The organism is Paraburkholderia kirstenboschensis, assembly GCF_032806925.1.
GTDB classification, from domain to species: Bacteria; Pseudomonadota; Gammaproteobacteria; order Burkholderiales; family Burkholderiaceae; genus Paraburkholderia; species Paraburkholderia kirstenboschensis.
In genome coordinates this window covers 189,274-215,869 of sequence record NZ_CP136511.1, presented here as the reverse complement: position 1 = coordinate 215,869, position 26,596 = coordinate 189,274, and the positions used below count along the sequence as shown (strand labels likewise).

The 26,596-nt window shown below is 59.6% G+C and carries 22 protein-coding genes and 1 pseudogene; 6 read left to right on the top strand and 17 right to left on the bottom strand.

Annotated features, from left to right (window positions below; translation table 11 throughout):
• Positions 1-6: 6 nt before the first annotated feature.
• From RW095_RS01065 to RW095_RS01055, 3 genes are all read left to right on the top strand, one after another.
• Positions 7-363 (top strand): cyclophilin-like fold protein, encoded by a 357-nt coding sequence (locus RW095_RS01065; protein ID WP_317015940.1) that lies wholly within the window; start codon positions 7-9, stop codon positions 361-363.
• A 46-nt stretch (positions 364-409) separates the two neighbouring features.
• Positions 410-1,177: a glucose 1-dehydrogenase gene (locus RW095_RS01060; RefSeq protein WP_317015938.1), complete on the top strand. Its 768-nt coding sequence runs from the start codon at positions 410-412 to the stop codon at positions 1,175-1,177.
• Positions 1,178-1,282: 105 nt separating this feature from the next.
• A complete protein-coding gene (locus RW095_RS01055) occupies positions 1,283-2,551 on the top strand; it encodes an MFS transporter (protein WP_317015937.1) in 1,269 nt (422 codons plus the stop codon).
• 256 nt (positions 2,552-2,807) lie between these two features.
• On the opposite strand, the gene tnpC is transcribed toward RW095_RS01055, so the two are convergent.
• From tnpC to RW095_RS01030, 5 genes are all read right to left on the bottom strand, one after another.
• A complete protein-coding gene (tnpC, locus tag RW095_RS01050; protein WP_317015935.1) occupies positions 2,808-4,364 on the bottom strand; it encodes an IS66 family transposase in 1,557 nt (518 codons plus the stop codon).
• A gap of 67 nt (positions 4,365-4,431) precedes the next feature.
• Positions 4,432-4,776 carry an IS66 family insertion sequence element accessory protein TnpB gene (gene tnpB / locus RW095_RS01045; protein ID WP_154875303.1) on the bottom strand — a complete coding sequence of 115 codons (345 nt, stop codon included), beginning with the start codon at positions 4,774-4,776 and terminating at the stop codon, positions 4,432-4,434.
• The gene (gene tnpA / locus RW095_RS01040; RefSeq protein WP_317015932.1) at positions 4,764-5,159 is read right to left on the bottom strand and encodes an IS66-like element accessory protein TnpA; all 396 of its coding nucleotides are present in this window, start codon (positions 5,157-5,159) and stop codon (positions 4,764-4,766) included. The genes tnpB and tnpA overlap by 13 nt, the downstream gene beginning before the upstream one ends.
• A 260-nt stretch (positions 5,160-5,419) precedes the next feature.
• Entirely contained in the window at positions 5,420-7,255 is a 1,836-nt protein-coding gene (locus RW095_RS01035) for an NAD(P)-binding domain-containing protein (RefSeq protein WP_317015931.1), read from the bottom strand.
• A gap of 1,403 nt (positions 7,256-8,658) precedes the next feature.
• Positions 8,659-9,627 carry a LysR family transcriptional regulator gene (locus RW095_RS01030; protein WP_317015929.1) on the bottom strand — a complete coding sequence of 323 codons (969 nt, stop codon included), beginning with the start codon at positions 9,625-9,627 and terminating at the stop codon, positions 8,659-8,661.
• Between the two features lie 120 nt (positions 9,628-9,747).
• Between RW095_RS01030 and RW095_RS01025 the strand changes: the two are divergent.
• A pseudogene (locus tag RW095_RS01025) lies at positions 9,748-10,159 on the top strand ((R)-mandelonitrile lyase).
• A 390-nt stretch (positions 10,160-10,549) separates the two neighbouring features.
• Complete coding sequence (locus tag RW095_RS01020; RefSeq protein WP_317015928.1) at positions 10,550-11,287, top strand: SDR family oxidoreductase; 738 nt, start codon at positions 10,550-10,552, stop codon at positions 11,285-11,287.
• Positions 11,288-11,735: 448 nt separating this feature from the next.
• Here RW095_RS01020 and RW095_RS01015 read toward each other — a convergent pair whose 3' ends face one another.
• The 9 genes from RW095_RS01015 to RW095_RS00975 form a co-directional block, all read right to left on the bottom strand.
• Positions 11,736-12,593 (bottom strand): SMP-30/gluconolactonase/LRE family protein, encoded by an 858-nt coding sequence (locus tag RW095_RS01015; protein WP_317015926.1) that lies wholly within the window; start codon positions 12,591-12,593, stop codon positions 11,736-11,738.
• A 1,011-nt stretch (positions 12,594-13,604) separates the two neighbouring features.
• Positions 13,605-14,567 (bottom strand): LysR family transcriptional regulator, encoded by a 963-nt coding sequence (locus RW095_RS01010; protein ID WP_317015925.1) that lies wholly within the window; start codon positions 14,565-14,567, stop codon positions 13,605-13,607.
• Between the two features lie 154 nt (positions 14,568-14,721).
• Positions 14,722-16,140 (bottom strand): aldehyde dehydrogenase family protein, encoded by a 1,419-nt coding sequence (locus RW095_RS01005; RefSeq protein WP_317015924.1) that lies wholly within the window; start codon positions 16,138-16,140, stop codon positions 14,722-14,724.
• Positions 16,141-16,407: 267 nt separating this feature from the next.
• Complete coding sequence (locus RW095_RS01000) at positions 16,408-17,859, bottom strand: NAD(P)(+) transhydrogenase (Re/Si-specific) subunit beta (RefSeq protein ID WP_317015923.1); 1,452 nt, start codon at positions 17,857-17,859, stop codon at positions 16,408-16,410.
• Complete coding sequence (locus tag RW095_RS00995) at positions 17,859-18,188, bottom strand: NAD(P) transhydrogenase subunit alpha (protein WP_006047931.1); 330 nt, start codon at positions 18,186-18,188, stop codon at positions 17,859-17,861. The genes RW095_RS01000 and RW095_RS00995 overlap by 1 nt, the downstream gene beginning before the upstream one ends.
• Before the next feature lie 20 nt (positions 18,189-18,208).
• A complete protein-coding gene (locus RW095_RS00990) occupies positions 18,209-19,354 on the bottom strand; it encodes a Re/Si-specific NAD(P)(+) transhydrogenase subunit alpha (protein WP_317015917.1) in 1,146 nt (381 codons plus the stop codon).
• A 126-nt stretch (positions 19,355-19,480) separates the two neighbouring features.
• On the bottom strand, positions 19,481-20,686 hold the full coding sequence (pcaF, locus tag RW095_RS00985; RefSeq protein WP_317015915.1) for a 3-oxoadipyl-CoA thiolase: 1,206 nt from the start codon (positions 20,684-20,686) through the stop codon (positions 19,481-19,483).
• Between the two features lie 101 nt (positions 20,687-20,787).
• Positions 20,788-21,966, bottom strand: coding sequence for a thiolase C-terminal domain-containing protein (locus RW095_RS00980; RefSeq protein ID WP_317015914.1), 1,179 nt, complete (start codon positions 21,964-21,966; stop codon positions 20,788-20,790).
• A 10-nt stretch (positions 21,967-21,976) separates the two neighbouring features.
• Positions 21,977-22,393, bottom strand: a complete 417-nt coding sequence (locus tag RW095_RS00975) for a Zn-ribbon domain-containing OB-fold protein (protein WP_317015912.1) — start codon at positions 22,391-22,393, stop codon at positions 21,977-21,979.
• Positions 22,394-22,964: 571 nt separating this feature from the next.
• Here RW095_RS00975 and RW095_RS00970 point away from each other — a divergent pair.
• The gene (locus tag RW095_RS00970; RefSeq protein ID WP_317015911.1) at positions 22,965-23,417 is read left to right on the top strand and encodes a carboxymuconolactone decarboxylase family protein; all 453 of its coding nucleotides are present in this window, start codon (positions 22,965-22,967) and stop codon (positions 23,415-23,417) included.
• A gap of 69 nt (positions 23,418-23,486) precedes the next feature.
• On the opposite strand, the gene RW095_RS00965 is transcribed toward RW095_RS00970, so the two are convergent.
• The 3 genes from RW095_RS00965 to RW095_RS00955 form a co-directional block, all read right to left on the bottom strand.
• Complete coding sequence (locus tag RW095_RS00965; protein WP_317015909.1) at positions 23,487-24,695, bottom strand: ABC transporter substrate-binding protein; 1,209 nt, start codon at positions 24,693-24,695, stop codon at positions 23,487-23,489.
• Positions 24,696-25,078: 383 nt separating this feature from the next.
• Complete coding sequence (locus RW095_RS00960; RefSeq protein ID WP_317015908.1) at positions 25,079-25,801, bottom strand: adenine nucleotide alpha hydrolase family protein; 723 nt, start codon at positions 25,799-25,801, stop codon at positions 25,079-25,081.
• 18 nt (positions 25,802-25,819) lie between these two features.
• A complete protein-coding gene (locus tag RW095_RS00955) occupies positions 25,820-26,569 on the bottom strand; it encodes an electron transfer flavoprotein subunit beta/FixA family protein (protein WP_317015907.1) in 750 nt (249 codons plus the stop codon).
• Positions 26,570-26,596: the final 27 nt, after the last annotated feature.

Here is a 26,596-nt window from a genome sequence, read left to right as displayed (position 1 = left end):
GCAGCGATGCAGCTTGTGATCGACATCGAAGGCTTCGGAGCGGTTAGCGCTGAACTGGACGACAGTTCAGCGGCGCGCGATTTCGCGTCCTTGCTTCCGCTTTCCCTCACGTTGCAGGACTATGCCGCGACGGAAAAGGTCAGCGATCTGCCGAGACGCCTTTCGACTGAGGACGCACCGGCGGAATGCAATGCCGACGCCGGCGACCTGACCTACTATGCGCCTTGGGGCAATCTGGCGATCTTTCATAAGCAATTCCAATATGCCGACGGTCTCGTGAAGCTCGGCCGCATAGCGCCGGAGGGCGTCGATTCACTGAAAACGTCGGGCCCGCTGAAGGTAACGATTCGGAAGGATCACTGACGGATGGGTCAGGACGTCCAGAACTTCACATGAAAAGGAGCAAGCCATGAATGTCATCTACGACTTCAAGGGAAAAGTTGGGTTCGTGACGGGAGCGGCAATGGGCATGGGCCTGGCCACGGCCCGCGCGTTTGCGCAAAGCGGCGCGTCAGTCGTGCTGGCAGACCGCGACGGCGATCTCGCGAGACAGCAGGCGGCACAGATCGTTAAGGAAGGCGGCATTGCCATCGGCGTCGACTGCGACGTGACGGACGAGGATCAGGTGGCCGCCGCGGTTGACCGAACAGTGGCCGAATTCGGCGCTCTGGATATGGCCTTCAATAACGCAGGCATCCAGGTGCCGCCAAGCGATGCTGCCGACGAGCCAGCGGACAGCTTCCATCGTGTCACTGCGGTGAACCAGTTCGGTGTATGGGTTTGTATGAAGCACGAGTTGCGCATCATGCGCGCGCAAGGCTCGGGTGCAATCGTGAACTGCTCCTCCCTCGGTGGATTGGTCGGCTTGCCTGGGCGTGCGTCTTATCACGGTACCAAGCACGCAGTTCTAGGCATGACCAAAAGCGCCGGCGTGGAGTACGCACCCCGTGGCGTACGGATTAACGCGGTGTGCCCTGGCACGATCGATACCCCAATGGTGCAGGACATGCTAAAGGGGCAGTCGGAAGTCATGGCCGACATCATGAAAGAGCAGTCTATCGGGCGACTCGGTCGGCCTGAGGAAGTTGCTGCCGCGGTACTGTGGCTGTGCAGTCCGGGGGCGAGCTTTGTGATCGGCGTTGGCCTGCCCGTGGATGGGGGCTTCACCGCCCATTGACACCGCGCGCAGATCGCAGTCGAAGCGGCTATCGTCCGAATAGCGAGGCACACTCTCAGACGCTTTATAAGAAATCCCCGGATACGTAATGTAGAGGCGCATCGTATGGCTGAGTCACCTTCAGCGGAAGCTGCCGGGCAGTCCGTTGTTGCAACGCTAGTGCCGGTGATGGCCGCAGTGCTCGCCGGCTTCCTCATCATCGGTGTAGCGCTTCCGGTACTGCCCTTACACGTGAACAACGATCTGGGGTTCGGTCCATTCGTTGTTGGCCTCGTGGCCGGTGCGCAGTTCGCCGCGTCGCTGTTCTCGCGTGTCTGGGCGGGATCATATTCCGACAGACGCGGCGCAAAGCGCGGCGTGCTCATCGGCCTCATTGCCGCAGCCGCGGCAGGGCTGCTGTACTCGCTGTCGCTCGCCTTCGTGAAGGTACCGACGCTCTCCGTTTCAATCCTGCTTGTCGGCCGTGCGGTTCTCGGCGGAGCGGAAAGCTTCATCATTACCGGGGGCGTCGCCTGGGGGCTTGGTCTCGTCCACAGCCAACATGCCGGGAAAGTCATCGCGTGGGTAGGAACAGCCATGTTCGCAGCAATGGCGCTGGGCGGTCCCATTGGGACCATTCTCTACACGTCGTTCGGTTTTTTAGCGATCGCCCTTGTGACCGCGCTACTGCCGTTGATGGTGCTAGCTTGCCTGGTCCGGACCCCCGCAGTCCCGCCGCACGCCCACGGGGAACATGCCTCCTTCAATACGATCATTAGCGCCGTCTGGCTGCCCGGACTCGGCGCGGCGCTCGCCAGTATCGGTTACTGCGCAATTTTGGCGTTCAGTTCGCTGTTCTTTACCGTTATGCACTGGCAGCCTGTGTGGATGGCCTTCACGGCCTTTGGCGTCGCACTGATCGCGGCGCGCGCGATTGGAGGCCATCTTCCCGACCGTTTCGGAGGAGCAAGAGTCGCTTCCGTCTTCGTCATCGTCGAAGCCATAGGCCTGCTGCTCATGTGGCTCGCCAGGACGAGCCTGGTCGCGTCAGTAGGGGCGGCCGTTGCCGGTTTCGGTTATTCACTCGTTTATCCGGGGCTCGGCGTCGAGGCAGTCAGCGGCATAACGCCCAAGAATCGCGGAATGGCGATGGGCCTTTACACCGTTTTTCTGGATGTGGCGATGGCGATAGGGAGCCCGGCCCTTGGTTGGGTCGGCGGGCACGCAGGACTCCGTGCGGTCTTCATGGTCAGCGCGGTGATCGTTGCCTGCACCGCTGGCGTGGCCGTTCAGCTGCTGTGTAAACATAAGGACCGGCAGCCGCATAATTGCATGACACGGCCCGCTAGTGCTCCGCAGGCCCCGCGCAGCTCAGCCGCCAATAGACGTGCATAGTCCGGAACCGTAACGGCACGGCACCCATTTCCCTCTGGGCCAGCGGGCACGCGGCCCAATAATGTTGTTTCACGTACGGCACCACTAACGCGCTCGTCGGACGCCGAACTGGTGGCGGTACCGAGACTGAGGTCTCTGGTCCCAGGCAGTCATTGCGTTGTCCTGTCAGATCCAACCAGCACAACATTTTCCATCCACTTTCGACTGTGTAGGGTAAGCGCCCGGTGATCCCAGGGGTTTGGCGGCCAACGTCAGGCTACTGTTGAAGCTGAGGCTGCCAGAGATGTGGCAACAGCTCATCGAGGCGGCTAGCGGGCTGGGTAGGGAGCCGCGTCAGGATGTCCTTCAGATAGGCATAGGGATCGTGCCCATTAAGCTTGGCCGACTGGATGAGACTCATCACTGCAGCTGATCGCTTGCCTGCTCGCGCGGAACCCGCGAAGAGCCAGTTCCCTCTGCTGACGGCAATCGGCCTTATTTGGTTCTCGCACCAATTGATATCAACGGGAAGCTGCGGATCGTCGAGATATCGGGTGAGCGCTGCCCACCGCCGCAGACTGTAATCGAGCGCCTTCGCTATGGACGAACCTTCGTTCACGTGTGCACGCTGCAGAACCATCCAGGTGTGCAATGCTTCGGCGACGGGACGCGCGCATCGTTGGCGAAGTTCCAATCGATTCTCGGGGGAGAGATCACGAGCCTCGCGTTCGACATCGTACAGCTGGCTGATGTAGCGCAAGGCATCTCCGGCAATCTGGCTTCGACTGGCAACATGCAAGTCGTAGAACTTACGGCGCGCGTGGGCCAGGCAACCAACCTCGGTCACGCCCTGGGCAAACAGCTGCTTATAACCTGCGAAGTCATCGCACACCAGGTGGCCGCGCCATGGATCGAGGAAAGCGCGCGCATGTTCGCCGGCGCGGCTCTCGGCGAAGTCGTAGACAACCGCCTTCATCTGTTCGAATGCCCCGGGGCAATAAGTCCAGAGATAAGCGCGATGCGTCTTCCCCTTTCCCGGACTAAGCATCGAAATCGGTGTCTCGTCGGCGTGCAACACGCGATGCTTCAGGATCTTCTCTTTCAGCGCGTCAACTAACGGCTGCAGTTGAACGCCACATGTGCCCACCCATTGGCCCAGCGTCGAGCGGGGAATGGCCAGGCCGGCACGCGCGAAGATGCGTTCCTGTCTGTACAGCGGAAGGTGATCGCCGTGTTTCGAAACAAGCATGTGAGCCAGCAGGCCCGCTGTCGGAATGCCCTTATCGATGACGTGCGCCGGCACCGGTGCCTGAGTTAAGGTTTCACAGCGAGCGCACACCCATTTGCCACGAACATGACGCTCGACGGTGAACACGCCCGGCGTGTAATCGAGCTTCTCGCTGACATCCTCGCCGATGCGTTTGAGCTCACAGCCACAGCCGCAGACGGTCGACTCGGGATCGTGATGGACATTGACACGTGGAAGGTTCGCCGGAAGCGGCGCCCGGCGCGGTCGGTTCGGCGCGTCTTTGGTCTTTGGCTCGGTGGACAGCGTCTCCAGCTCGAGTTCGATGGCGGCCAGGTCGGCATCGATAGCTTCATCGAGCAAGCTTTGCTGCTCGTGACCGAGCTTCTCGCTTCGGGCCGCAAACTTCCAGCGTTTAAGTATGGCCATCTCGTGCGTGAGTTGCGCGAGCTTCGCGTCGCTGAATCGTAGTGCTGCTTCCGTGCGATCGACGATGTGTTGTTGTGCCTGAACTTCCGTCATCAATTCCAGGGCGAGCGCACGCAGTTCGTCTGCGCCCATGTCCTGGAGGTGTGTCCTGTCGATCATGACCGATAGTGTGCCAAAGCCCGTGCGACAAGGGTATTGGCACACGCACCGATTGCCGCGGGCCGGCTCACACCACGCGAATCACGCCGTCCTGGCCAATGCGCTGCCACGGCAATCCGAGCACGAGTCCGGCCAGCTGCTCCTGCGTGATCGCCCGACGCGTGTCGGTTCCGGGCTGCGGCCAGACGAATTGTCCCTGGTTCAGCCGTCGTGCTGCCAGCCAGATTCCGATTCCGTCGTGCACGAGCACCTTCATGCGGTTGGCCCGACGGTTGGTGAAGAGATAGGCGTGGTGGGGATGAGCCGCGTCAAACACAGCGACCACGCGCGCGAGTACTGTATCGAAACCCGCTCGCATGTCCAGCGGGTCCACAGCGAGCCACGCCTCGTCGATGCGGATCACTTCAGCCACTCGCGTAACCACGCTGCGCACTGGGCCGAGTCTGATGTCGGCCAACTGACCGTGATCGATTGTTGGCCGCGCCGTACCTCGACGCGGATTTCCCTTTGATGACCATTCGCGTCGCTCAGTTGAAGTGGGACGAAAGCAGGTGGTATGGGTGCCGCTTCTGACGGCTTCATTGCCACGACGTCACTGCCCGTCGTCGTCGCGCCGCTCTCGGCTTTCTCCAACCAACGCCGCAGCAAGTTAGCGTTCAGTTTATGCATCAACGCGATCGCGGCAACCGACACGCCTGGTCGTTGGCAGGCAGCCACTACTTCCGCTTTGAATTCATCCGTGTATCGCCGCCGTTTGCGGCGCCCTGAAACGGCATCCTGGTCAATAGTGTTCACTTGTCCACCTATTCGTTAGTGGACACGATGCTCCCAAGGCTGCTGCGTCGATTCAAGATGCCATCACCGGACGCTTACTGTGTAGGGCCACTTTTTGTGCGCACAGTATACGTGCGCGCGGCGCGTCCTACAGCGACAAGTCGAGCAGGTTCCGCTTGAAGAAGTCTTCGCCGAACGCCGGCCAAGGCGCTAAGCGCTTTGGCCGAGTGCAGGTCGTCACACCCTTCACGCGCATCATGCGGTCCCGCCTCTTGAGCCTATCAGCTGCTATCGTCAGTGGATGCAAATTGGACCTTCGCGCGCGTCTCGACGCACCGCGCCATCGCGTCGAGATTGTCGTCATAGTTCAGTTCATTACATACCGCCTGAAACGTGTTGCGCACTGCGTTTGCCATCACCAGGGGAGCGCCGCAGTTGGCAGCGTAGCGGCTCGCCAGAACGAGCTTGCTGGCCACGTCCCCGAGACGCAATGCGGTACACCTTCCGTTAGATGCCAGCGTGTCGAGAATACGCTCGAAGGCGTAGCTCCATCCTGAACCGTGGTTGATTACCTTGGCGATGTCGGCGACTTTCAATCCGAGGCTGACACCCACGGCGACCGCTTCGTATGCAATGAGCCGGTTGCACGCGTACAAGACGTTCTGGACAATGTTGGCCAGGCGACCACTACCGATGCTGCCGCAGTACACGACGTTTGAACTGATGAGCTCCAGAACCGGCCGCACGAGCGCACAAGCCCTCTGCGGCCCGCCGCAAAATATGCTGGCGCCTCCTGCAATCACCTCTTCCATATCAGCGGAAACCGGCGCGTCCACCAGCGTGACGCCAAGCGCTCGCAGCTCCTCGCTCTCACTATTAGCCGCAAAAGGTTCACCGTCCGTCTGATCCACGACCATCCTGCACCGCTGGCCTGGCCGCTCCCACACGTCTTTGTTGGCCAGCATTCCCGCGAATACGGCGGCCGAATCCGCGCCGATGATGATTACGTCGCACTCAGTTAGAAGCGAACGAAGGTCTGGTGTCGCGATTGCCCCCTCGGCCTCCAGTTCGCTTACGAGCTCCGGATCGGAGCCGAAGACATGGATCTCGCGAAACAGCATGATCCGGCGGACCATCGCTACCTGCAGCGACCCTAGCCCGACGTAACCGATCGACAACGTATCCGCGTCGAGCGACGCATCAGGCGACGCCTCGCGTGCTTGCCGAAGCTTTTCGTCAGTCAGCTGCACGCCAGCCATCGACAAGATGAAACGCGGAACATCCTCGAGACACGCCTCTGCGCCAAGCGTATTAACGCCTATCTGCAACAAGCCGAGTGCAATCCCGGAAAGCGGCATAGGCACACCGGTTTGTAACCCGAGTTCTGTCGCCTGGCGGACATCCTTCACCATGAGACTCAGCGCAAAATCGGTAGCTGACTTGCTCTGGACGAGCGCAGGCAAGACGCTTTGCGTAATGCGGCTTCTTGCCGAGCTGTTATTGAGCACGGTCGCGAGCGTTTCCAGCGACAGACCCAACTTTGTTCCGAACGCCACGGCCTCAAGGGTCGAGATGCGGCAAGCCGCGTTCATTACGTTGTTGAGCAGCTTGATGGCTTGTCCGTCACCGACGCGCTCGCCGCAGTAAAACACGTTCGGGCTGATGGTTCGGAGGATCGCAGACGCACGCTCGAATGCATCCTGCTCCCCCGAAACCATGATGGTGATCCTTCCCGCCTGCGCAGCAGGAACGCCTCCTGCCACCGGCGCATCGAGCATCGCGACGCCGCGTTGCGCAAGCTGCGCGGCGATCGAGCGTGTCTCCGCAGGCACGCCGCTCGTCTGGTCGATGATGACCTTGCCAGCAGCGAGTCCATGCACCAGTCCGTCCGGGCCGAGCACCGCCTGTCGTACGTTTTCTGACCGGGGCAAACAAAGCAGTATGACGTCGCAGCAAACCGCTAGCTCACGAACGGACGGCGCGACATGCGCGCCACACCGCTGCGCCTCGGCACAGGCTTTGGGATTCAGGTCCCAAACATGCAGTTCGTATTTGTCAACAAGCCTCAACGCAAGAGGTTTGCCCATAGCGCCCAAGCCGATATAGCCAATTTTCACGACTGATACCTCTTCATCGATCGACGATTCCTGTGATTACGTAACGTTGGCCGGTTCCGTAAGGCGATTGTCACCATGAACGGTTCCGCGAATATGCGCGAAGCCAAGTGCAGGCGGGCCTTCTAGAGACGTCGCCACGGACCAGGTCAGCACCTTCGGTGCAGACCGCGATCGACGGCGTGCGTTGGGGCTGCGGGACGTAATCGACGCTTACGGTCTTCTTCGCATGAACGCGCGGGTTGCAGCGAGGCGCTTGTGGAAACCCCACCGCAGACCGTCCACTGTTCGGTCCTTCGCCGCGAATCCAGTCGCTCTGGGCAAGGCAAGCTTCATGCCGTCGACACGACAACGGGCCGCGGCTGCCAGCGAATGGCGCCGCCGGCCGCTGATCCGCTACTTCGCAAGGCAGCAGGAGCTGCTCATTCGGCGGAGCCTTCGGCGGGTGTCGTTCACAGATACGAAACGTGTCCACGCCGCGGACATCCACGCCTCGAAAGGGCCTCCGCCTTGAACGCATGCGCGCGGAGAGTCGCTTGCATCACATGCCCACTGTGCCGCCGCTCCCCCGCCCTTGTACGGCGGTCTGGGAGGTCGATTTCTGCCGGGACGGCGGGGACACATGGCGGCACGCGTGAACTGTCTTTCGCCACGCAAGTTGAGCACCGCTGCGTCGCGCCCTTGTAGGCGCTCTCTCTCGCCCCACCGAGTGTCCCTCCCTATGTCGACAACGCCAAGCAGCAGCACGCAAGCGAACTCATTCCCGCACCACTTGCCCACGGTACGTGACCCCGTATATCGCGGATTTTCTTTCGGGCCTCGTTTGCGAATATTCAGTATGCGAACCTCAACGCTGCGCTCAGCGGCAGCACTGCCCGCTTCAATAATTTTGACGTAGGTGCACTGAATGCGTATCAGCCTTTCTGACGGTTAGCGTTATGACTGTCTAATAGGTAAAGGCGCTACCAACGCCCATGCGCAAACGATCGGAACCAGCGATCCCACGCCCGAACACAACTCAGATGGGTGCGTCTGTAGATGAGTTCCCGGACGCGCGCTGCCCTATCAACAGGTGTCATACCCGATCGACTATTCCTCTCCAAACCAGTGGCCGACATCGGCAATCTGGGGCAACTCGTTTGACAACCATCAGTTCCTGATTCGCGCGCCATTGCGCCGAAAGTTCCAGCACTGAGGAAAGTAGTCGCGACTGACGACCCGCTAGCGCTTTATGCAGGCCCGCACTCTGGGTAGACACTGGCGCTTCGCTTTCGCGAGCGCGATTATTTCCCACTGACGGCAGTCCATGGACGCGAATTCGTTCGGTTCAGCAAGGCGGGCACAATGCCATGACCGCTGTTCCTCCAATAGCGCCTTTTTTCCCTGCAGCCAGCTTGCACCGCCGCTCAACCGATTCCATTTGCGCGCTGGTGCCGCTGCCGCGGTGCATCGATGGTGCCGTTCGGTGTGGTCACTGCCCGGCCCTGATAACCCGATTTCAGCGCCTCCACGACAAGTTCGACGGCGCGCGAGGACTTACGGCGACTCGGGTAATAGACGTGATGTCCGACAAAGGTTGGAAACCAGTCCTCAAGCACCCAACTCAGACGGTTGGACTCTACGTACCGTTCGACCAGATCCTTGGGCACGTATGCGAGCCCGAATCCACCTAAGGCCGCTTCCACTATCTGGTACACATTGTTGAACGTCAGTTGTCCATCGACTCGAACTTGCAACTGGCGCCTGCCCTTTCTAAGCTCCCATGTAAGTAGCGAATTCCTGGTAGGCAATCGCAGGTTGATGCAATTGTGAAGCATCAGATCTTGAGGGACCCTGGTCTCTGCCCGTGACTCCAGATACTTGGGCGAGCCAACGATAGCCATCGTCATATCGGATCCAATGCGCGCCGCGATCATGTCCTGAGCAACTTGGTCTCCGAGTCTTACGCCGATGTCATAGCGGTCTGCCACAATGTCCGATAACCCATAATCGTTCACGAGTTCTATCTTCAGTTCTGGATACTCACGCAGTATGGTCTGCACCCGCGGCCACACATAAGCGTGCGCTGCATAGTCGGTGGTAGTAATCCGTACGGTACCGGCGGGACGATTGGTCATTGCACGCAAAGAATCGAGTTCCGCGTCTATCTCTTCCAGCCGCGGTGCAATGGTCGACACCAGCCGTTCGCCCGCATCCGTCAATGAAACACTCCTCGTCGTGCGCGTCAGCAGGGCAAGCCCCATCCTCTGTTCCAAGGCGCGCACTGTGCGGCTCAGCGCGGACTGCGATACGCCGATTTGCGCCGCAGCTCGGGTGAAGTTGCGCTCCCTCGCGACCGCCAGAAAGGCAGTCAGGTCATTTAGATCTTCTTTCATTGATGCTCCTCTGCATAAGGCTATGCCGAGTTTGCCATCTAGTCACGTCAATAGCGAGCCTATACATTGGTCATGCACGGGGCTGCTCCGCCGTTAGATAGCATTCTGAAGGAGAGCATCATGGAACTAAAACCCGCAGGATCGCAGCCCTCGATGAACGCGCCGGACGAATGGTTCACCGGCACCGTTCGAATCGATCCCCCTCAACGCTCCGCGCCCGCGCGCCCGCGTATCGTGCGGCAGCGTCACATTCGAGCCGGGCGCGCGCACCGCCTGGCATACCCATCCGCTAGGCCAAACGCTGGTCGTGATGGCGGGATGCGGTTGGACTCAATGCGAAGGCGAACCGCGCGTTGAGATCCGCGCCGGTGACGTCATCTGAAGTCCGCCCGGCCATAAGCATTGGCACGGCGCCACCCCGACTACCGCCATGACGCACATAGCGATTCTGGAAGCGCTCGACGGCAAGAACGTAGTGTGGCTTGAAAAGGTTACTGACGAGCAGTATCTGCACAGCGGCGAACAGAAATGAGAAAGGCGGCCGCGAGACGTCGTTTCTGCGCTGTGTCACCGCAACGCGTAGAGGATTGCACCCGTGGAAGCCGGGCGTCCGCGATCGCTGTCTTTCCGCTGCCTTGAGTATGCCGCCATCGAAAAGATCAGCACCTTCGGACGTCTGTCGACGCCTGACGCGTCGGCTGGCTGCGCGGCAAATCCGGCCTATCCGACGTACAACGCGCCATGGGGCAATGTAGCGAAGCACCACCAAAAATTTCCGTACTCGCCCGGGCGCGTGAGCGTAGGCGAGACCGTATCAGGCGGTGTTCGATCACTCACAGTCGCCGGCCGATCAATGTAACGATTGAAGATGCTTTGCCATCAGGCTCGGCGGGAACTCTCTCACCATTCAAGGAAAACTGATATGACCGATAACATCAACGGCAAAGTCGTCGTGATCACAGGCGCGAGCAGTGGTCTCGGCGAAGAGACTGCACGACACCTGGCAAGGCTCGGAGCGAAACTGGTACTTGGCGCCCGCCGTGTCGATCGGTTGAGGCAACTCGCTGGCGAAATCAACGCAGGCGAAGAGTCGGCGATTGAAACAGACGTGACGCAGCGTGCCGAGGTTCAGCGTCTAGTCGATCACGCGGTGCAGAAATACGGTCGCATTGACGTGATGCTGAACAACGCCGGCCTGATGCCCAGCTCAATGCTGGAGCGCCTGCATGTGGACGAATGGGACCGCATGATCGACGTGAACATCAAGGGCGTGCTGTACGGTATCGCCGCGGCCCTACCGCAGATGATCAAACAAAAGAGCGGTCATATTATCAACGTCTCGTCGGTGGCCGGGCACAAGGTAGGGCCTGGCGGAACGGTATACGCAGCCACGAAGCACGCCGTCCGGGCTATCTCGGAGGGACTACGTCAAGAAGTAAAGCCCTATAACATCCGGACGACGATCATTTCTCCGGGGGCCGTTGCGACCGAGCTCACGCAGACGATCACAGACCCCGACGTGGCAGCGGGGATGAGCCAGGTTTATCAGCAGGCTATCCCTGCAGACGCGTTCGCGCGGGCAGTAGTGTACGCTATTAGCCAGCCCGCGGAAGTCGATATCAACGAGATTCTTTTCCGACCGACAAGCCAGTCGTACTAATTCGCAATGCCGCCAGATGGACTGGCGGCGCATCTGACCGGGCCGTCAACGGGACGCGTGAAGACCGCTCAGAATGCAGATCCCGGCAACGAATGGTAGAGCGCCTCGATGATCAACGGGCCGCTATAGCGGCGAGGCCAGAGACAAGCCCCAGTCGAATCAGGAATCTAAAAGCCTAAATATGGTCCCCACCATAGCGAAAGCGCCTCAGCCGAGCATAGTCTACTGCGGTGACAAAGCCGATAGCGATGCTGTGACGCAAGAGAGCTACTGAAGTTGGCTTTGCGCCGCCCTTTTGCGGTCCGCTGGAAGTGCGTCGCAAGCAGTTCTGCACCGACGCATCACCGCCGCCGCCAACTCACCGACGTCCCTTGACACCACGTCGTCGGGGCCGCTCGCACGAGAAACGATCCATTCTTCCCTGACGGTTCCCCTTGTACATGCTCCGTTAAGACGTATCGAAACTTGCAGCGGGTATATGGACCTGGGCGGTCACGATTTGTCCGGCCCGCTTGAGAGATTTGAGGTCGTTAACGGATCCGTCATAAATGCTGCAGAAAAGAGTCGTGCCATCGGAACCACCCAAACAGCATGAAACGGCACGTACGTCACCGCACTGTATGCGGTCGGTTATCTGTCCGCCCTCAAGCACGCGCACAAATTCGCCACTATTGAACGACGCAACCCATACACCGCCTTCAGCGTCGACACAGATGCCGTCTGGCATGCGCTGCCCTAGATCCGCGTAGACGCGCCGTCGAGACAATGCGCCGTTGGGATGGCGGCCGAAGGCGGTTAGACGGCACGACCACGTCTCTGCTACAACTAACGTCCGTCCGTCGTCCTTCAGGATTACGCCATTGGGAAACTCCAGGTCACGGGCCGCAATGCGGATTTGTCCGTCGCGATCCACAAGGTGCAGATTAGTGGGCTTCAACGGCTCACCGGCCAAAAGATCATAACCAAAGTTTCCTACGTAAATCTGTCCCACCTCGTCGACCACAAGATCGTTGAGATCGCCGGTTGCGAATTGGGACAGATCCGCGTAGACACTCAGCACACCATGTTCGACCTTCATTAGCTTGCGGTCGGTTGACGATACAACCAAAGGTGACCCATCAGGCAAGAAGCCGATCCCGGAGGGTCGGTGTGGCACGTCGCAGACCAGATTTTTCTGCCCCGAGTGGGTAACACGGTACAACCTGAAATCAAAAACGTCCGAGACCCACAGCTCGTCTTGGAACCACCGTGGCGCTTCCAGATACACAAACCCACCTACGAGCACTTTTGTGGAGTACTTCCGCATGCTTCAGTCTCCTTCGTATCCAATCCGGTTGTCTCCGCTTACGCAAGCCCCTCTTAGTTCTGTTACGCGGCCGGCAGCAAGCCGCTTGTCTGCATCCCGACGCAGATCGTCGCATGCGTAATTGCTGGCCGCATTCTTCAGAGCCGCACTCGCCGCGCGGCGTAAAAACCGCGCGGCCTTGGAAGGCAAACTTCATGCCGTCAACGCCCGAAGGGCGCACGTCGCCTATATAAGCGCATTCGCAGCCAATGCCCCCATGCTTCAATGCAGCCAGCGGCAGGAATCGGGTGAAAGTGGATCGCGAGCGTGTCCTTAACACAGACGGCTAGGTGCCCGCGCTAAACACACGCACTGTTCAGAGAAACCTCCTTGTCGCCTATCCTGCCGAAATCGCCGGGGCCGCAATGCCGTAATCGCAGCCGACCTTGCACGTTAGCTGCAATTGTGGCTGTGGTGGCACGAAAGGAAGGCGCCAGTGCTGCGGGACAAGTCCATTATCTGACTTGCGGCAACGAAGTCTGGCAGATCTGCTACGCCTCGCACCAACACCGCAGCAGCGGCGGCGGCAGCATGAGCACTGCAACGGCAACGATCATGCTGAGGACCAGAATTAGCGATGGCCAGCAGCGATGCTATTCCGGGCTCGCTCACTCTCTGAGGATTTCATCGCGCCGCGGTTCGTTGCTCCCATGTCGCACGTAGCGTTTAAGTTGGCTCGGACGCCATCCGCCACTTAATCAGCATGTTTGCCGGTTCCGGTGCCGCGATGATCGCGTTGGCCATCTGGGCACCGTCATGGTCGGCGTGTATTCGCTCTCTTACGGACATCGTTCCGTTTACCAGGCAGATCGCTGTGATGAGATCGAGGAGCTATTGATAACCGCCGCTGTTGGCGGCAAAGCAGTGACGCAGACATGACGGGCCGCAAATCGACGGCGCACCGCAACGTTGCCTTGAACCTGGCGATGCGCCGCTGTCGCGACATCACGTAGAACGCATCTCACCGCCGTCCTAGCGTTGATATCTGAGGGCTTCGATGAGTAGTCCCAACGCAGCTGACTTAAGACGACGGCTCGGATAATACAAGTGGTATCCCGAGATCGACGGGCACCAGTCGGTCAATACCTGAATCAGGGAACCGTCGGCAACCTCCTGGCGCAAGAAGTCCTCCGGCAGATACGCCATACCGAGTCCAGACTTTGTCGCTTTGATAATCGTGTTCAAGTTGTTGAAGACAAGCTGCCCTTCCACGCTCGCATTGACTGCGCGTCCCTTCTTGGAAAACTCCCAAGGCCGCAGTTGGCCGGTTGAAGGCCTTCGATAATGGATGCACTCATGGCCCGAAATGTCGTACGGTGTCGACGGTTTCGGGCGTTTCATAAAATAGGCGGGCGATCCGACCACAACCATTCGCATTACGGGACCAACGCGGACGGCAACCATGTCTTTCGCGACTTCCTCGCCAAGCCTGATGCCCGCATCGAATCGCCCGGTGACAATGTCGGGATAATTTGAGCTGATTTCGATTTCGAGCTTTACCAAAGGATGATCTCTAATGAACGTTTCCAGCTTCGGCCACAGGGTATCGATTGCATGTTCTGGCGCGTCTATCCGCAGAGCCCCGACCGGCGTCTGACGTAGCTCCGCCAGTGATTCGAGTTCGGTCTGAATGTTTTCGAATGCCGGCCCGAGAGTCTGCAGTAGCCTTTCGCCAGCGTCCGTCGGCGCTACGTTGCGGGTGGTGCGATGCAGCAGCCTCACGCCAAGGCGTGTTTCCAGGCGCCGAATCGCGTAACTGAGCGCGGACTGCGACGTCTTCAGTTTCACTGCGGCACGAGTAAAGCTTCGCTCTTCGGCCACAGCTACATAGGCGTTGAGATCGAGCAAGTCTTCACGTTGCATGTTGCGCCGCGCACCTTCGCAATTGTTCTTCGACTGATGGAGGGAAGGCGTGGCGCCGATGGAGCGCCGCACGCCGCCCATTCATGAATTTGAAGTATAAGCACTTCGATCGTCCCTGGCAAAGTGCACGAGTCTATGGCCTGCGCGAAGACCCTCGCCGACAGCAGTTCACGCCGGGCGCCGCGTGCTCAAATGAATACAACATTGCCGCAGCCGTGCAGTCGCGTCAGGCGAAACCCATGATGGCCTTGATCTCGAGATATTCCTCCATCCCATAGACGCCCATCTCCCGACCATTTCCCGATTTCTTATAGCCGCCCATCGGCGCCTCGGTGTTTGCAGGTGCGCCATTAAAGAAAACCCGACCCGCTTTCACTTCGCGGCACACATCGAGGGCTTTTTTGCGATCTTTGGAGAAGACATACGCACCCAATCCGTAAGGCGTGTCGTTTGCAAGTTCCACCGCCTCGTCCACTGTGCGGTAAGTCAGAACCGACGTCACCATCCCAAAGATTTCCTCCCGAGCAATCGTCATGTCGCGACACACGTTTGAAAAGATCGTCGGGCGTATGTAAAAGCCGCGCTCAAAACCATCGGGACGCCCTGGACCACCGCATACCAAGCGGGCGCCTTCCGCAATGCCGGCATTGATGTAGTGCTGGATCCGCTCAAACTGTGCCCGGTTGACCACGGGTCCGTGAGTCGTATGCGGAGAACTGGGATCGCCAACGTGAAGCTTATCTACCGCCTCGACGAGGTATCCCAGCACCTCGTCAAGTTGGTCTTCGTGCACCAACAACCGAGTCGGAGAATGACAAGACTGCCCGCTGTTGGAGAAGCCTCGCGTCACGTTGAAAGCGGCAGCGGCGCGCAGATCCGCGTCGGGAAGAACAATGTTCGGTGATTTACCTCCGAGCTCCTGAGCGACGCGCTTCACCGACGACGATGCCGCTTCGGCTACCATAATCCCCGCGCGTGTCGAACCGGTAAACGATACAACGCCAATGTCCTCGTGCGCGCTGATCGCGTGCCCTACTGTCGGGCCGTCGCCATTCACAAGATTGAAAGTGCCTGGAGGCGCCCCGGCGTCGTGAACGAGCTCGGCGATAAGCAACGCGCTTAGCGGAGTGTATTCTGAAGGCTTAAGAACAACGGGACAGCCTGCGGCGAATGCAGATGCAAGCTTATTGCAGATAAGTTGAACGGGCCAGTTCCAGGGTGTGATCAAGCCCGCGACACCAATCGCTTCGCGCCGAATGATGTTTTCGCCCAGGCGAGTCTCGAAGCGATATTCCCGGAGTGTCTCGATCGCTTGCCTGAAGGCTGCCACGCCTGAACGGACATGCTGTTTCAGACCAGTCGGGCAGCCCATTTCCTGAGTGAGCGCCGACATGATGTCGCCTTCACGGCGCTCAACCTCCGCGGCTATATTAGTGAGCAGATCGATACGATCCCGCGGCGGACTTTGGCCGAACTTCGGAAAAGCACGCGACGCGGCACTAACCGCCCTATCAACATCGTCAATGCTGCCCAACGCGATGGTCGCGAAGGCTTCCTCAGTTGCAGGATTGACCAGTGCGAATGAGTCGTTCCCGAGCGCGTCGACCCATGCTCCGTCGATATAAAACTTGCCGTAGTGCTTCATGCTTTCGATGCTCCGGAGTTAGTAAGCTTATTGCGCCACGGCGGGTCGAATGCGCGCCGCGCCCCGTGCGAAGAAGTTAATCGGTCTATGTATGTCACTTTTATCCCGAATCAAGTCGATGCCCAGCTTTTGATTCCGACGTTAGCCCGGTGCTCGTTGTCATATAGATTTCCGCGACGTATAGCATTCAAATGATGGCGCTATTCATTCCTCATTCGGGCGGTCAGGCGTCGGAAGTAAGGTCATGTCATGGGTTCTGCCACGAGGTCAGGCCGCCTTCACCATGTCCTCGATCACCTTCTTGGCGTCGCCGAACACCATCATCGTCTTGTCCATGTAGAAGAGGTCGTTGTCGAGCCCGGCATAACCCGCCGCCATCGAGCGCTTGTTCACAATGACAGTGCGTGCCTTGTAAGCCTCGATGATCGGCATGCCCGCAATCGGCGACTTGGGATCGTTCTTCGCGGCCGGGTTCACCACGTCGTTCGCGCCGAGCACGAGCACCACATCGACTTGGCCGAACTCGCCGTTGATGTCGTCCATCTCGAACACCATGTCGTACGGCACTTCGGCTTCGGCGAGCAGCACGTTCATATGGCCTGGCATCCGTCCGGCCACCGGGTGAATCGCGTACTTCACTTCAATGCCCTTCTCGACGAGCTTGTCGGTCAACTCCTTCAACGCATGCTGCGCGCGCGCCACTGCAAGGCCATAGCCCGGCACGATCACGACCGTTTCGGCGTTGCCGAGCATGAACGACGCATCGTCGGCGGAACCGGATTTCACCGGACGCTGCTCAGCCGAGCCGCCCGCTGCCGCCGCGCCCGCCTCATTGCCGAAGCCGCCCAGAATCACGTTGAAGAACGAGCGGTTCATCGCGCGGCACATGATGTACGACAGAATCGCACCCGAGGACCCAACCAGCGAGCCCGCAATGATCAGCATCGGATTGTTGAGCGAGAAGCCGATGCCCGCCGCCGCCCAGCCCGAGTACGAATTGAGCATGGACACGACGACCGGCATATCCGCGCCGCCGATCGGAATGATGATCAGCACGCCGAGCACGAACGCGATCAGCGTCATGATGATGAACGGCAACCACGACTGCGTGAAAAAGAAGATCACACCGAAGCCGAGCATCGCAATCGCGAGCAGCAGGTTGATCAGATGCTGGCCGGCATAGACCACCGGCGCGCCCTGAAATAACCGGAACTTGTACTTGCCCGACAGCTTGCCGAACGCGATCACCGAGCCGCTAAAAGTAATTGCGCCGACGAACGTGCCGATGAACAACTCGACGCGATTGCCATAAGGCAGAAAGCCCGGGACCGGATTTTCCGGATCGATCAATCCGAATGCCGCCGGCTCCGACACCACCGCATACGCAATGCACACCGCCGCGAGACCGATCAGCGAGTGCATCGCCGCGACGAGTTCCGGCATCTTCGTCATCTCGACGCGCGCGGCGACAAACGCGCCAATCGCACCGCCGACGATCAGCGCGGCGAACAGCAAGCCAAGCCCGAGCGCGAGATTCGAGCCGAGTGCATTCGCCTGTTTGGCGATCAGCGCGATGGTCGTGAGAATCGCAATCGCCATCCCGACCATGCCGAACGTATTGCCGATGCGCGCCGTCTTCGGATTCGACAGCCCCTTGAGCGCCTGAATGAAGCAGACCGACGCAACCAGATAAAGCAGCGTGACGACGTTCAGACTCATTACGCGTTCTCCTTGCTCTTATCGGCGATGAGCTTTTTCGGCTCTTTCTTGCGGAACATCTCGAGCATTCGCCGCGTGACGAGGAAGCCGCCGAACACGTTGACCGCCGCGAGCGCGACGGCGAGCGTGCCAAAGAACTTGCCCGGCGTGCCGAGCGTGAGGCCGGTTGCCAACATCGCGCCGACAATCACGATCGCCGAAATGGCATTCGTCACGGCCATGAGCGGCGTGTGTAGAGCCGGCGTGACGTTCCAGACCACGTGGTAGCCGACGTAAATCGCCAGCACAAAAATGATCAGGTTGATGACCGTATGATTGAGGACTTCCATTTACCACTTCTCCAGAAGAATCATGCCGCTTCGCGTAGCAGGGAGCCGTTGCGCGTAAGCAGCGTCGCCGCTACGATGTCGTCGTTTGTGTCGATTTGGAACGTCCCTTCCTTCGTCACGATCAGCTTCAGGAAGTCGAGCAGATTGCGCGCGTAGAGCGACGAAGCGTCGGCGGCCACCATCGATGCCAGATTCGTGTAGCCGACAATCGTCACACCGTGTTTATTCACGATCTGATCGGGCCGCGTTAGCGGACAGTTGCCACCGCGTTGGCCCTCGTACTCCGGCCCGCGCCCTGCCGCAAGATCAACCAGCACCGAGCCGGGCTTCATGGCCTGCACCGTCTCAACAGAAATCAGCGTCGGCGCCGCGCGGCCCGGCACGAGCGCGGTGGTGATTATGATGTCTGCCAGCCTCGCGCGTTCGTGGACCAAAGCAGACTGCCGCTGCAGCCAGCCGGGCGGCATCGGACGCGCATAGCCGCCGACGCCAGCAGCGGCATCGCGCTCCTCATCGGTCTCATAAGGCACATCGAGAAACTTCGCCCCGAGCGATTCGATCTGCTCTTTCACTGCAGGGCGCACGTCAGAGGCTTCGATCACGGCGCCGAGGCGTTTCGCCGTTGCGATAGCCTGCAGCCCGGCGACGCCTGCCCCAAGAATCAGCACACGTGCCGCCTTCACCGTACCCGCCGCTGTCATCAGCATCGGCATGAAGCGCGGGTAAAGATCGGCCGCCAGCAGCACGGCCTTATAGCCGGCAATGTTGGCTTGAGATGAAAGCACGTCGAGACTCTGCGCGCGCGTCGTGCGCGGCGCGGCTTCGAGCGCGAATGCCGTCACGCCCGCTGCCGCTATCCGTTGGGCATTGCTGATATCGAAAGGATCCAGCATGCCAACCAGAACGGCGCCGGCGCGCATGCTGGCAAGCTCGTGCGCCAGCGGCGCTCGCACTTTTAGCACGAGGTCGCTGGAAAGAGCCCCAACCTGATCAGTGATGTCGGCGCCAGCGGTACGATAGGCGTCGTCCGTGGCACTCGCTGCCACGCCCGCGCCAGCCGCGACGCGGACCACGTGTCCTTGATCACGGAGCTTCTTCGCCGTCTCGGGCGTGACGGCGACGCGGGTTTCCCCTGGAATAGTCTCAACGGGCACGCCAATGTTCATGCGCGCGACTCCTTCAATTGCGTAGGCTCGATGCAACACGGTGCGCGCGTGCGTAAAAGCACCGCAATCACAATCGTATTGGCAGAGCGTGCTGGTTAATAAGTCAAGAAGAACGAGTGATGCCAGTCAGACCCGCTCGAGCACCAGCGCGATTCCTTGTCCAACTCCAATACACATCGTGCACAGTGCGAACCGTCCTCCGCTCGCGTGGAGTTGATTGATTGCGGTTGTAACGAGCCTTGCGCCCGACGCTCCGAGCGGATGACCCAACGCAATGGCTCCGCCATTCGGATTGACGCGTGGATCGTCGTCTTGGAGACCCAACCCGCGTAGAACCGCCAGACCTTGCGCCGCGAAGGCTTCGTTCAATTCGATGACGTCCAGCCGATCCAGCGTCAGTCCTGCGAGCGCCAGCACTTTCTCCGTTGCTGGCAATGGCCCGATGCCCATCACCCGAGGCGAAACACCAGCCGTTGCCATCGCAATGACACGGGCGCGCGGACGCAGCCCATTACGTGCAGCCGCGCTTTCATCCGCCAGCAGCAGGGCACATGCGCCATCGTTGACGCCGCTCGCATTGCCGGCAGTGACCGTTCCGTCAGCCCTGACCACGCCCTTCAACTTCGCAAGCGCTTCTAAAGATGTCTGCCGCGGATGCTCGTCCCGCGCGACTACGACAGAGTCGCCCTTCTTCTGTGCAATGGTGACGGGAACGATCTCCGCATCGAAAAAGCCACCTTCTTGCGCAGCCAGTGCTCTCTCCTGTGACGCAAGAGCCATGCGGTCCTGCGCCTGCCGCTCGATGCCGTGATCGGTCGCGACGTTCTCAGCGGTCTCAGGCATGGAGTCAACACCGTATTGCTCTTTCATCGACCGATTGACAAAGCGCCAGCCGATTGTCGTGTCGTACACCGCGTTCGCGCGGCTGAACGCAGATTCGGCCTTTGGCATGACGAACGGTGCGCGGCTCATACTCTCCACGCCGCCGGCGATCATCATTCCGGCTTCGCCGGATTTGATCGCGCGCGCGGCGGTACCGACCGCATCGAGGCCGGACCCGCACAGGCGATTTACCGTTGAACCCGGCACCTCTAACGGCAATCCCGCAAGCAGGCTCGCCATGCGTGCAACATTGCGATTGTCTTCCCCCGCCTGATTCGCGCAACCGTATATGACGTCCGTAACGGCAGACCAGTCCACCTTGGGATTGCGCGCCATCAGCGCCTTCAGTGGGATCGCCCCGAGGTCGTCAGCACGGATCCCGGACAGCGCGCCGCCGTAGCGCCCAAATGGAGTGCGAATCGCATCGCAGATATAGGCTTCAGTAGTCATAGTGTCGAATCGTGGATAAGCAAACTGTCTTCTGTTGTTTGGAGCGGGAGCTGCGTTTTCCGACGGGAGTGAAGCAGCGGCGCGCGACGCTTTCTTTCGAACTAGCCTTTGTCCTTCGCGAGGATGACCGTGCAGTGGGAAGAGAGGACTCCACCTTCGTTATGAACGAGTGCCACTTCCGCACCCTGCACCTGACGCGGCCCGAGACCGCCGCGCAACTGACGCACCGCCTCCACAATCCCAAACAAGCCGCCCGCAGCGCCCGCATGCGCATGTGAAAGCATTCCGCCATGCGTATTGACCGGCAGCTTTCCGCCGATGCGGGCAAGTCCTTCGGCAAAAAAAGCGCCACCCTCTCCTGCCTTGCAAAAGCCCAGTTCCTCAACCTCTATAATTGGGACGATCGTGAAGCAGTCGTACAATTCGGCCAGATCTATGTCGTCGGGTCCGAGCCCAGCCATCTGATAGGCAATCCGTCCCGATTCCGTCGCGCCAAACTCGGTGAGACTCGGCGCGCACATCAGGTGCTCATGCGTGTGGTGCTCGCCAATACCTTGCAGATAGACAGGCTTGCTGCCCAGTTCGGCGGCGCGCTCGGCCGAAGTCACGATGAACGCACCTCCTGCATCCGAGATGAGGCAACAGTCCAGCATGCCGAGCGGGTCGGCGATAGGCTTCGCCGACAGCACCTGCTCCGCCGTCAACGGTGTCTTCATGTGAGCATTGGGATGCAGGAGCGCGTGAGCACGCGTATTCACAGCGACTTGAGCGAGTTGCTCACGGGTTGTGCCGTACACGTGCATGTGACGCCGCGCAATCATCGCGTAGAAGCCTGGTATCGATGTGCCATAGGGCTGCTCGAAGTACGGATGGCCGACGGCCATCAGAGAAGCCAAAGCCGCGTCGCGCGTCTGCCCCGTTGCGCGGTTTTCGCCCGCGCATACGAGGATCGTCTCCGCCTGTCCCGCCACGATCGCCTCGGCCGCGTGTTTGAGCATCACTGCGGGACTCGCTCCCCCGGCAACTAGCGATGCGTTAAAACGTGGCTTGAGGCCCAGGTATTCGCAGATCACGGAACCAAGCATGAAATACGGCTCAGTGAAGGAATAGGCGGTGAGAACACCGTCGATATCCGACACCTTCAGACCTGCGTCGTCGAGCGCACGCTTTGCCGCCTGTGCATTCAGGCCGAGACCCGACATGAGGGGAACCTTGCCAATTTCCGATTCGCCCACGCCAACAATCGCAACCTTGTTCTTCAGTGATGCCGCTGGTTTCATCTTTCTCGCCTCAGCCCTGAATTAGGTTGAACTGCGGGATCATCGCGCCGTCGCCTCGATCCTCGAACGTCACGCTGACGCGATCGCCGATTTGGACCGACAGCGTGTCGTCACCAATGACATTGGCCATCATGCGCGGCCCTTCGTCGAGTTCGATTAGCGCGACAACATACGGCGTGCGGGCAGCGAACGCGGATACCGGCGCTCGACGGATTATCGTGAAGCTATGAACCGAGCCGATGCCTTTGCTTTCAACCCATTCGAGTTGATCCGACCAACATACGGGGCACAGATACCTTGGCATGAAATGGAGGGTCTGGCAGGCGGCGCATTGACGAATCAGGAGCCGACATTCACGTGCGGCGTTCCAGTAGGCCAAAGAGTCGGCGTTCGGAACGGGTAAAGGCAGGGGCAGGATTGCTTCCATTGAATGTCTCCGTTGAATTGGACCCGTGATCGTCTTCTGCGAGTTGGGAAACGCTCGAAATGCGGCGCGTTTCGTGGATCGCTTGTCGAAGCGGTCGAACGAACTCAGCCGGACTTAAATGCAACACCTGTGCCAATCGAAAGAAGAGCCGTTGTGAGACATGGTCGACAAAGCCGCAATACACGCTGCCGTGCGTCCTAGCACCGTAGAATCGCTATAGGAGCGGCAGCGCTAACGTCAAGTCGTCAATGACTCGCGTACACCGTAGGTCTGCCGATGTCTTCATCTTCGACAGGCTCTGTCTTTCCCGCAGACAGTCTTTTGCGGCGAGTGGCACCGGTGTCATGCGCTGCGCCAATATAAGAGAGCGCCGCAGCGACGGTCGCGCTGGCATGTCTCCTGCGTCGCATTGTCAAAAATCAGAGCCGTCAATGGCACAGCTTGGATTCTCAAGAAGGAGGAGGCACTCATGCCGTTTTTTAAATCGCTCCCTGCTGATGCGGGGCCACCCAATGTCTTCGCCCAGTATCAAGGGCTATACGGTCCATGGTCGAAAATGAGCGAGGTCCTCATGAACGGACCTTCCCCGTTGAGCCAGGCTGACAGGGAGTTGATCCTCGCGTACGCCGCCGGGGTCGGAGGATGCGAGTTCGTCTACGTCGCGCACTCCGAGGTGGCTTACGCGCGGGGCATCGAGCGTGGCCTCGTCGCGCGCCTGCTCGAAGACCTGGAGAGCGCGCCAGCGGATAGAAGACTGAAGTCCCTGCTCGCGTTCCTGCGCAAGCTGATGCTCACGCCGGGAGAGATGTGCCAAGCGGACGCAGATGCAGTGTTCGCAGCAGACTGGAGCGAGCACACATTGCACGATGCAATCGCTATCACGGCCCGCGCGGCGTTCATGCAACGGCTGGTGGAGGGCTACGGATTCATTCCCCTGGCACGCGAATCCGCAGCAAAGCACGCAAAGCGGCGTGTGGAACGCGGCTACGTCAACCTATATTCCGCTTTCCGCGAAGGAAAATAACACTTAGGATCGCATAGCGCTCCTGAGCGCCCCCGCGATGACGGCGATGGCTATCGACCTGCCGCTCACTCAATGCCCGGTCAACGGACAGCCGCTTTGTTCAAGCGGTTCGAATGCCTTGTCCTTTGGGATCACTGATCGGATCTTCAGCAGGTCCCATTCACTCTTTGACTCGGAAGGCTTCTTGGCCTCCGCGAGATACATGTCGTGCGCCATGAGGCCGTTGGCGAGAATTCGTCCGTCCTTCGCGAAGAAGTCATGAATCGGCGTGGCATGCAGCCTGGCCATGACTTTGTCACTGTCGGTCGATTGCACTGCCTGCACCGCTTTAAGGTACTGGGTCACGGCCGAATACATACCGGCCTGAACCATAGTCGGCATCTTGTTGGTCACCGCGTAGTACTTTTTCGCGAACGCCCGCGTGTCATCGTCGTAGTCCCAGTAATACGCCGTGGTGAATTGCAGGCCCTGCGCCGTCTTCAACCCAATACCCTTGAGATCGCCGTCGAATATGAGCAAGGGCGCAATAATCTGCTTGCCATTCCCCATGCCGAACTCAGCTGCTTGGCGAATAGCGTTCTGCGTATCGCGCCCCGCGTCGGCCAACCCAATCACTTGAGCTTTCGATGCCTGAGCCTGCATCAGAAAGGATGCGAAGTCGGATGCAGAAAGCGGGTGGTTCACACTTCCGACCACTTTGCCGCCCATCGACAGCACGACCTTCGTCGCCTGAGCTTCGAGGGAATGGCCGAATGCATAGTCCGCGGTGATGAAATACCAGCTCTTGCCGCCTTCGGCCGCGATCGCGCGCGCCGTCCCGTTCGCCAGAGAGTAAGTGTCGTAAACATAATGCACGCCATAAGGTGTGCATTGTTTGCCGGTGAGCTCTGTCGTCGCGGAGCCTGCAAAAATCGTGACCCTTTTCTTGTCTGCTCCAATTTTCTGCAATGCCAGCGCCGACGCCGAATCCGTCGATTCGATCACCATCGCAACATTATCCCTGTCGTACCATTCGCGAGCTCGGGTTGCGGTCACGTCGACCTTGTTCTGATAATCGGCCGACAGTACCTGAATGGGCCGTCCCAATACCTTGCCGCCAAAGTCCTTCACGGCGAGATTGACTGCTGCGACACCTCCCGGGCCACCGATGCCGGAGTACACACCTGACATGTCGACGATGACACCGATCTTCACGGGATCCACCGGCGCTTCAGCAAGGACAGGTGGGGAGATGACCGACGCGCCGCTCAAGAGGCTGGCCATAATGGCTGTTTTCATTGCTGTTCTCCAATGTTTTTTTACTGTGTCTACACGGCCCAGCCAGCTCGCCGATAGAGTCCTTCTCTCAAGTCTCACAAGCAAAACGCCTGCGTGCAGCGCCCATGACTGGCAGTTTCACCGCAGGTGGATAGACCTGCCACGAGCCGTCTTCATGGCGAAAAAACGCAACGGAGAGCGAACCGTCGCGACATGACACATGTACCCATACGCAACTGAAGGTTCTCGTTTTCCCATGGCGCACGCGCTGCGCGTGGATGGCCGTACGAGCGCCTGGATTCAACCACTTCTCGACGGCACGGCGCAATGACTGCCTCTCCGGCTGCATGACTACTCTCCTCTGATGCAGGCTTCGCATAAGAATCGATGAGAGCGCTCTCAAATCAATCTAGGCATGAATACCGTCTGAGTCTAAGCCGCTCGTGAAAAGCTCTCGATGCACCTACGGCAATTTCGAGCTTGTCCGAGAGCGCCTTGAAAGTCGTCGCCTGACTGAGCCTGGCCGAGCGCCGCTGGTCCGCTTGGCCAGGCCCGTAGCTTGTGCGCTGCCGTTCGTCGTGCGCGGTGTATTGGGAGCGATGCGTGTCTTGCTCGCCTATCTTGTGAATCGATGCGCCGCCGCCCTCTGACGCCGCTGCGTCGAAAGCATCCACGTTCACCGTGATCACGTTGAGCGGGCCGAGTGATCGCGCGGTGGGAGACGCACCTCCCACCTCGACCGCTCGCTCAAAAGTTTCGGCGTCCAAGACCCCCGTCATGTCGTCGATCAGCGCGACGCCTAGCCTCGCCGCTACACGCGACGCCAACCGCGTTCCATCCGTGGTGGCAGGCGCGAGTATCCGCGAGTGGCTGCACGCAATCCGCCCGACCGTCATTTCCGTGGCCTCCGCCACGTTGGAGGTGTAACGAAGATCGGCAAAAATAACCTTCGACACGCCCGCAATCTGCGTCGCCGCCTCCGCTGCCGCCCATGCACAGTGTCCGGCAACAAGCACATGCACATCCACTCCCGTGAACGTGGCGATTAGAGCAGCCGCACCCACGGTTGCGTGCGTCGACCGATTGAGTATGGCGTTGTCGTGCTCAGCAATGACGAGAATGGTCACGGGGCTACCCCTCTCCTGTCACAGAACCTTCGCTTCGTTTCTGAGCTTGTCGACAAGCGTTCTCACATCAGACACCTTCACACCAGCTCTGCGCTTAGGCGGCTCGGTAACCTTGAGGGTCTTTAGACGCGGCATGACGTCCACGCCCAGCGTGTCTGGCCGGACAGTCTCAAGAGGCTTTTTCTTCGCTTTCATGATGTTTGGCAGCGTCACGTAGCGCGGCTCATTGAGACGCAGGTCCGTAGTGATCACGGCGGGCAGCGACATCTCGAGCGTTTCCGAACCACCATCGACTTCCCGAGCAACTGTCGCGCGGCCGCCGGCAACGGTGATCTTTGAGGCGTACGTGGCCTGCGGCAGGTTAGCGAGCGCAGCCAGCATCTGACCGGTCTGGTTCGAATCGTCGTCGATGGCCTGTTTACCGAGAATGACCAACTGTGGCTGCTCCTTGTCGATCAGCGCCTTCAGCAGCTTGGCGACGGCGAGCGGCTGCAGTTCGTCATTGCTTTCGACGAGGATCGCACGATCGGCGCCGATGGCAAGCGCCGTTCGCAGCGTCTCTTGACATTGGGTGACGCCGCACGACACGGCGATTACCTCAGTCGCGACGCCTGACTCCTTCAGCCGCACGGCTGCCTCCACCGCGATTTCGTCGAACGGATTGATCGACATCTTCACATTGGCGATATCTACACCGCTGTTGTCGGACTTTACGGTGACCTTGATATTGGCGTCGACCACTCGCTTGACGGGCACCAGAATCTTCATTTCATTCCTCGCGTAGACAGTTTCGGG

Coding starts and splice junctions, on each gene's coding strand:
- tnpC (WP_317015935.1), bottom strand. CDS start 4,364: ATGATCGACAGGACACACCTCCAGGACATGGGCGCAGACGAACTGCGT.
- RW095_RS00970 (WP_317015911.1), top strand. CDS start 22,965: ATGAACGGACCTTCCCCGTTGAGCCAGGCTGACAGGGAGTTGATCCTC.
- RW095_RS00990 (WP_317015917.1), bottom strand. CDS start 19,354: ATGAACATTGGCGTGCCCGTTGAGACTATTCCAGGGGAAACCCGCGTC.
- RW095_RS00995 (WP_006047931.1), bottom strand. CDS start 18,188: ATGGAAGTCCTCAATCATACGGTCATCAACCTGATCATTTTTGTGCTG.
- RW095_RS00955 (WP_317015907.1), bottom strand. CDS start 26,569: ATGAAGATTCTGGTGCCCGTCAAGCGAGTGGTCGACGCCAATATCAAG.
- RW095_RS00965 (WP_317015909.1), bottom strand. CDS start 24,695: ATGAAAACAGCCATTATGGCCAGCCTCTTGAGCGGCGCGTCGGTCATC.
- RW095_RS01005 (WP_317015924.1), bottom strand. CDS start 16,140: ATGAAGCACTACGGCAAGTTTTATATCGACGGAGCATGGGTCGACGCG.
- RW095_RS01020 (WP_317015928.1), top strand. CDS start 10,550: ATGACCGATAACATCAACGGCAAAGTCGTCGTGATCACAGGCGCGAGC.
- RW095_RS01065 (WP_317015940.1), top strand. CDS start 7: ATGCAGCTTGTGATCGACATCGAAGGCTTCGGAGCGGTTAGCGCTGAA.
- RW095_RS01030 (WP_317015929.1), bottom strand. CDS start 9,627: ATGAAAGAAGATCTAAATGACCTGACTGCCTTTCTGGCGGTCGCGAGG.
- RW095_RS00980 (WP_317015914.1), bottom strand. CDS start 21,966: ATGAAACCAGCGGCATCACTGAAGAACAAGGTTGCGATTGTTGGCGTG.
- pcaF (WP_317015915.1), bottom strand. CDS start 20,686: ATGACTACTGAAGCCTATATCTGCGATGCGATTCGCACTCCATTTGGG.
- RW095_RS01060 (WP_317015938.1), top strand. CDS start 410: ATGAATGTCATCTACGACTTCAAGGGAAAAGTTGGGTTCGTGACGGGA.
- RW095_RS01055 (WP_317015937.1), top strand. CDS start 1,283: ATGGCTGAGTCACCTTCAGCGGAAGCTGCCGGGCAGTCCGTTGTTGCA.
- RW095_RS01015 (WP_317015926.1), bottom strand. CDS start 12,593: ATGCGGAAGTACTCCACAAAAGTGCTCGTAGGTGGGTTTGTGTATCTG.
- RW095_RS01000 (WP_317015923.1), bottom strand. CDS start 17,859: ATGAGTCTGAACGTCGTCACGCTGCTTTATCTGGTTGCGTCGGTCTGC.
- RW095_RS00975 (WP_317015912.1), bottom strand. CDS start 22,393: ATGGAAGCAATCCTGCCCCTGCCTTTACCCGTTCCGAACGCCGACTCT.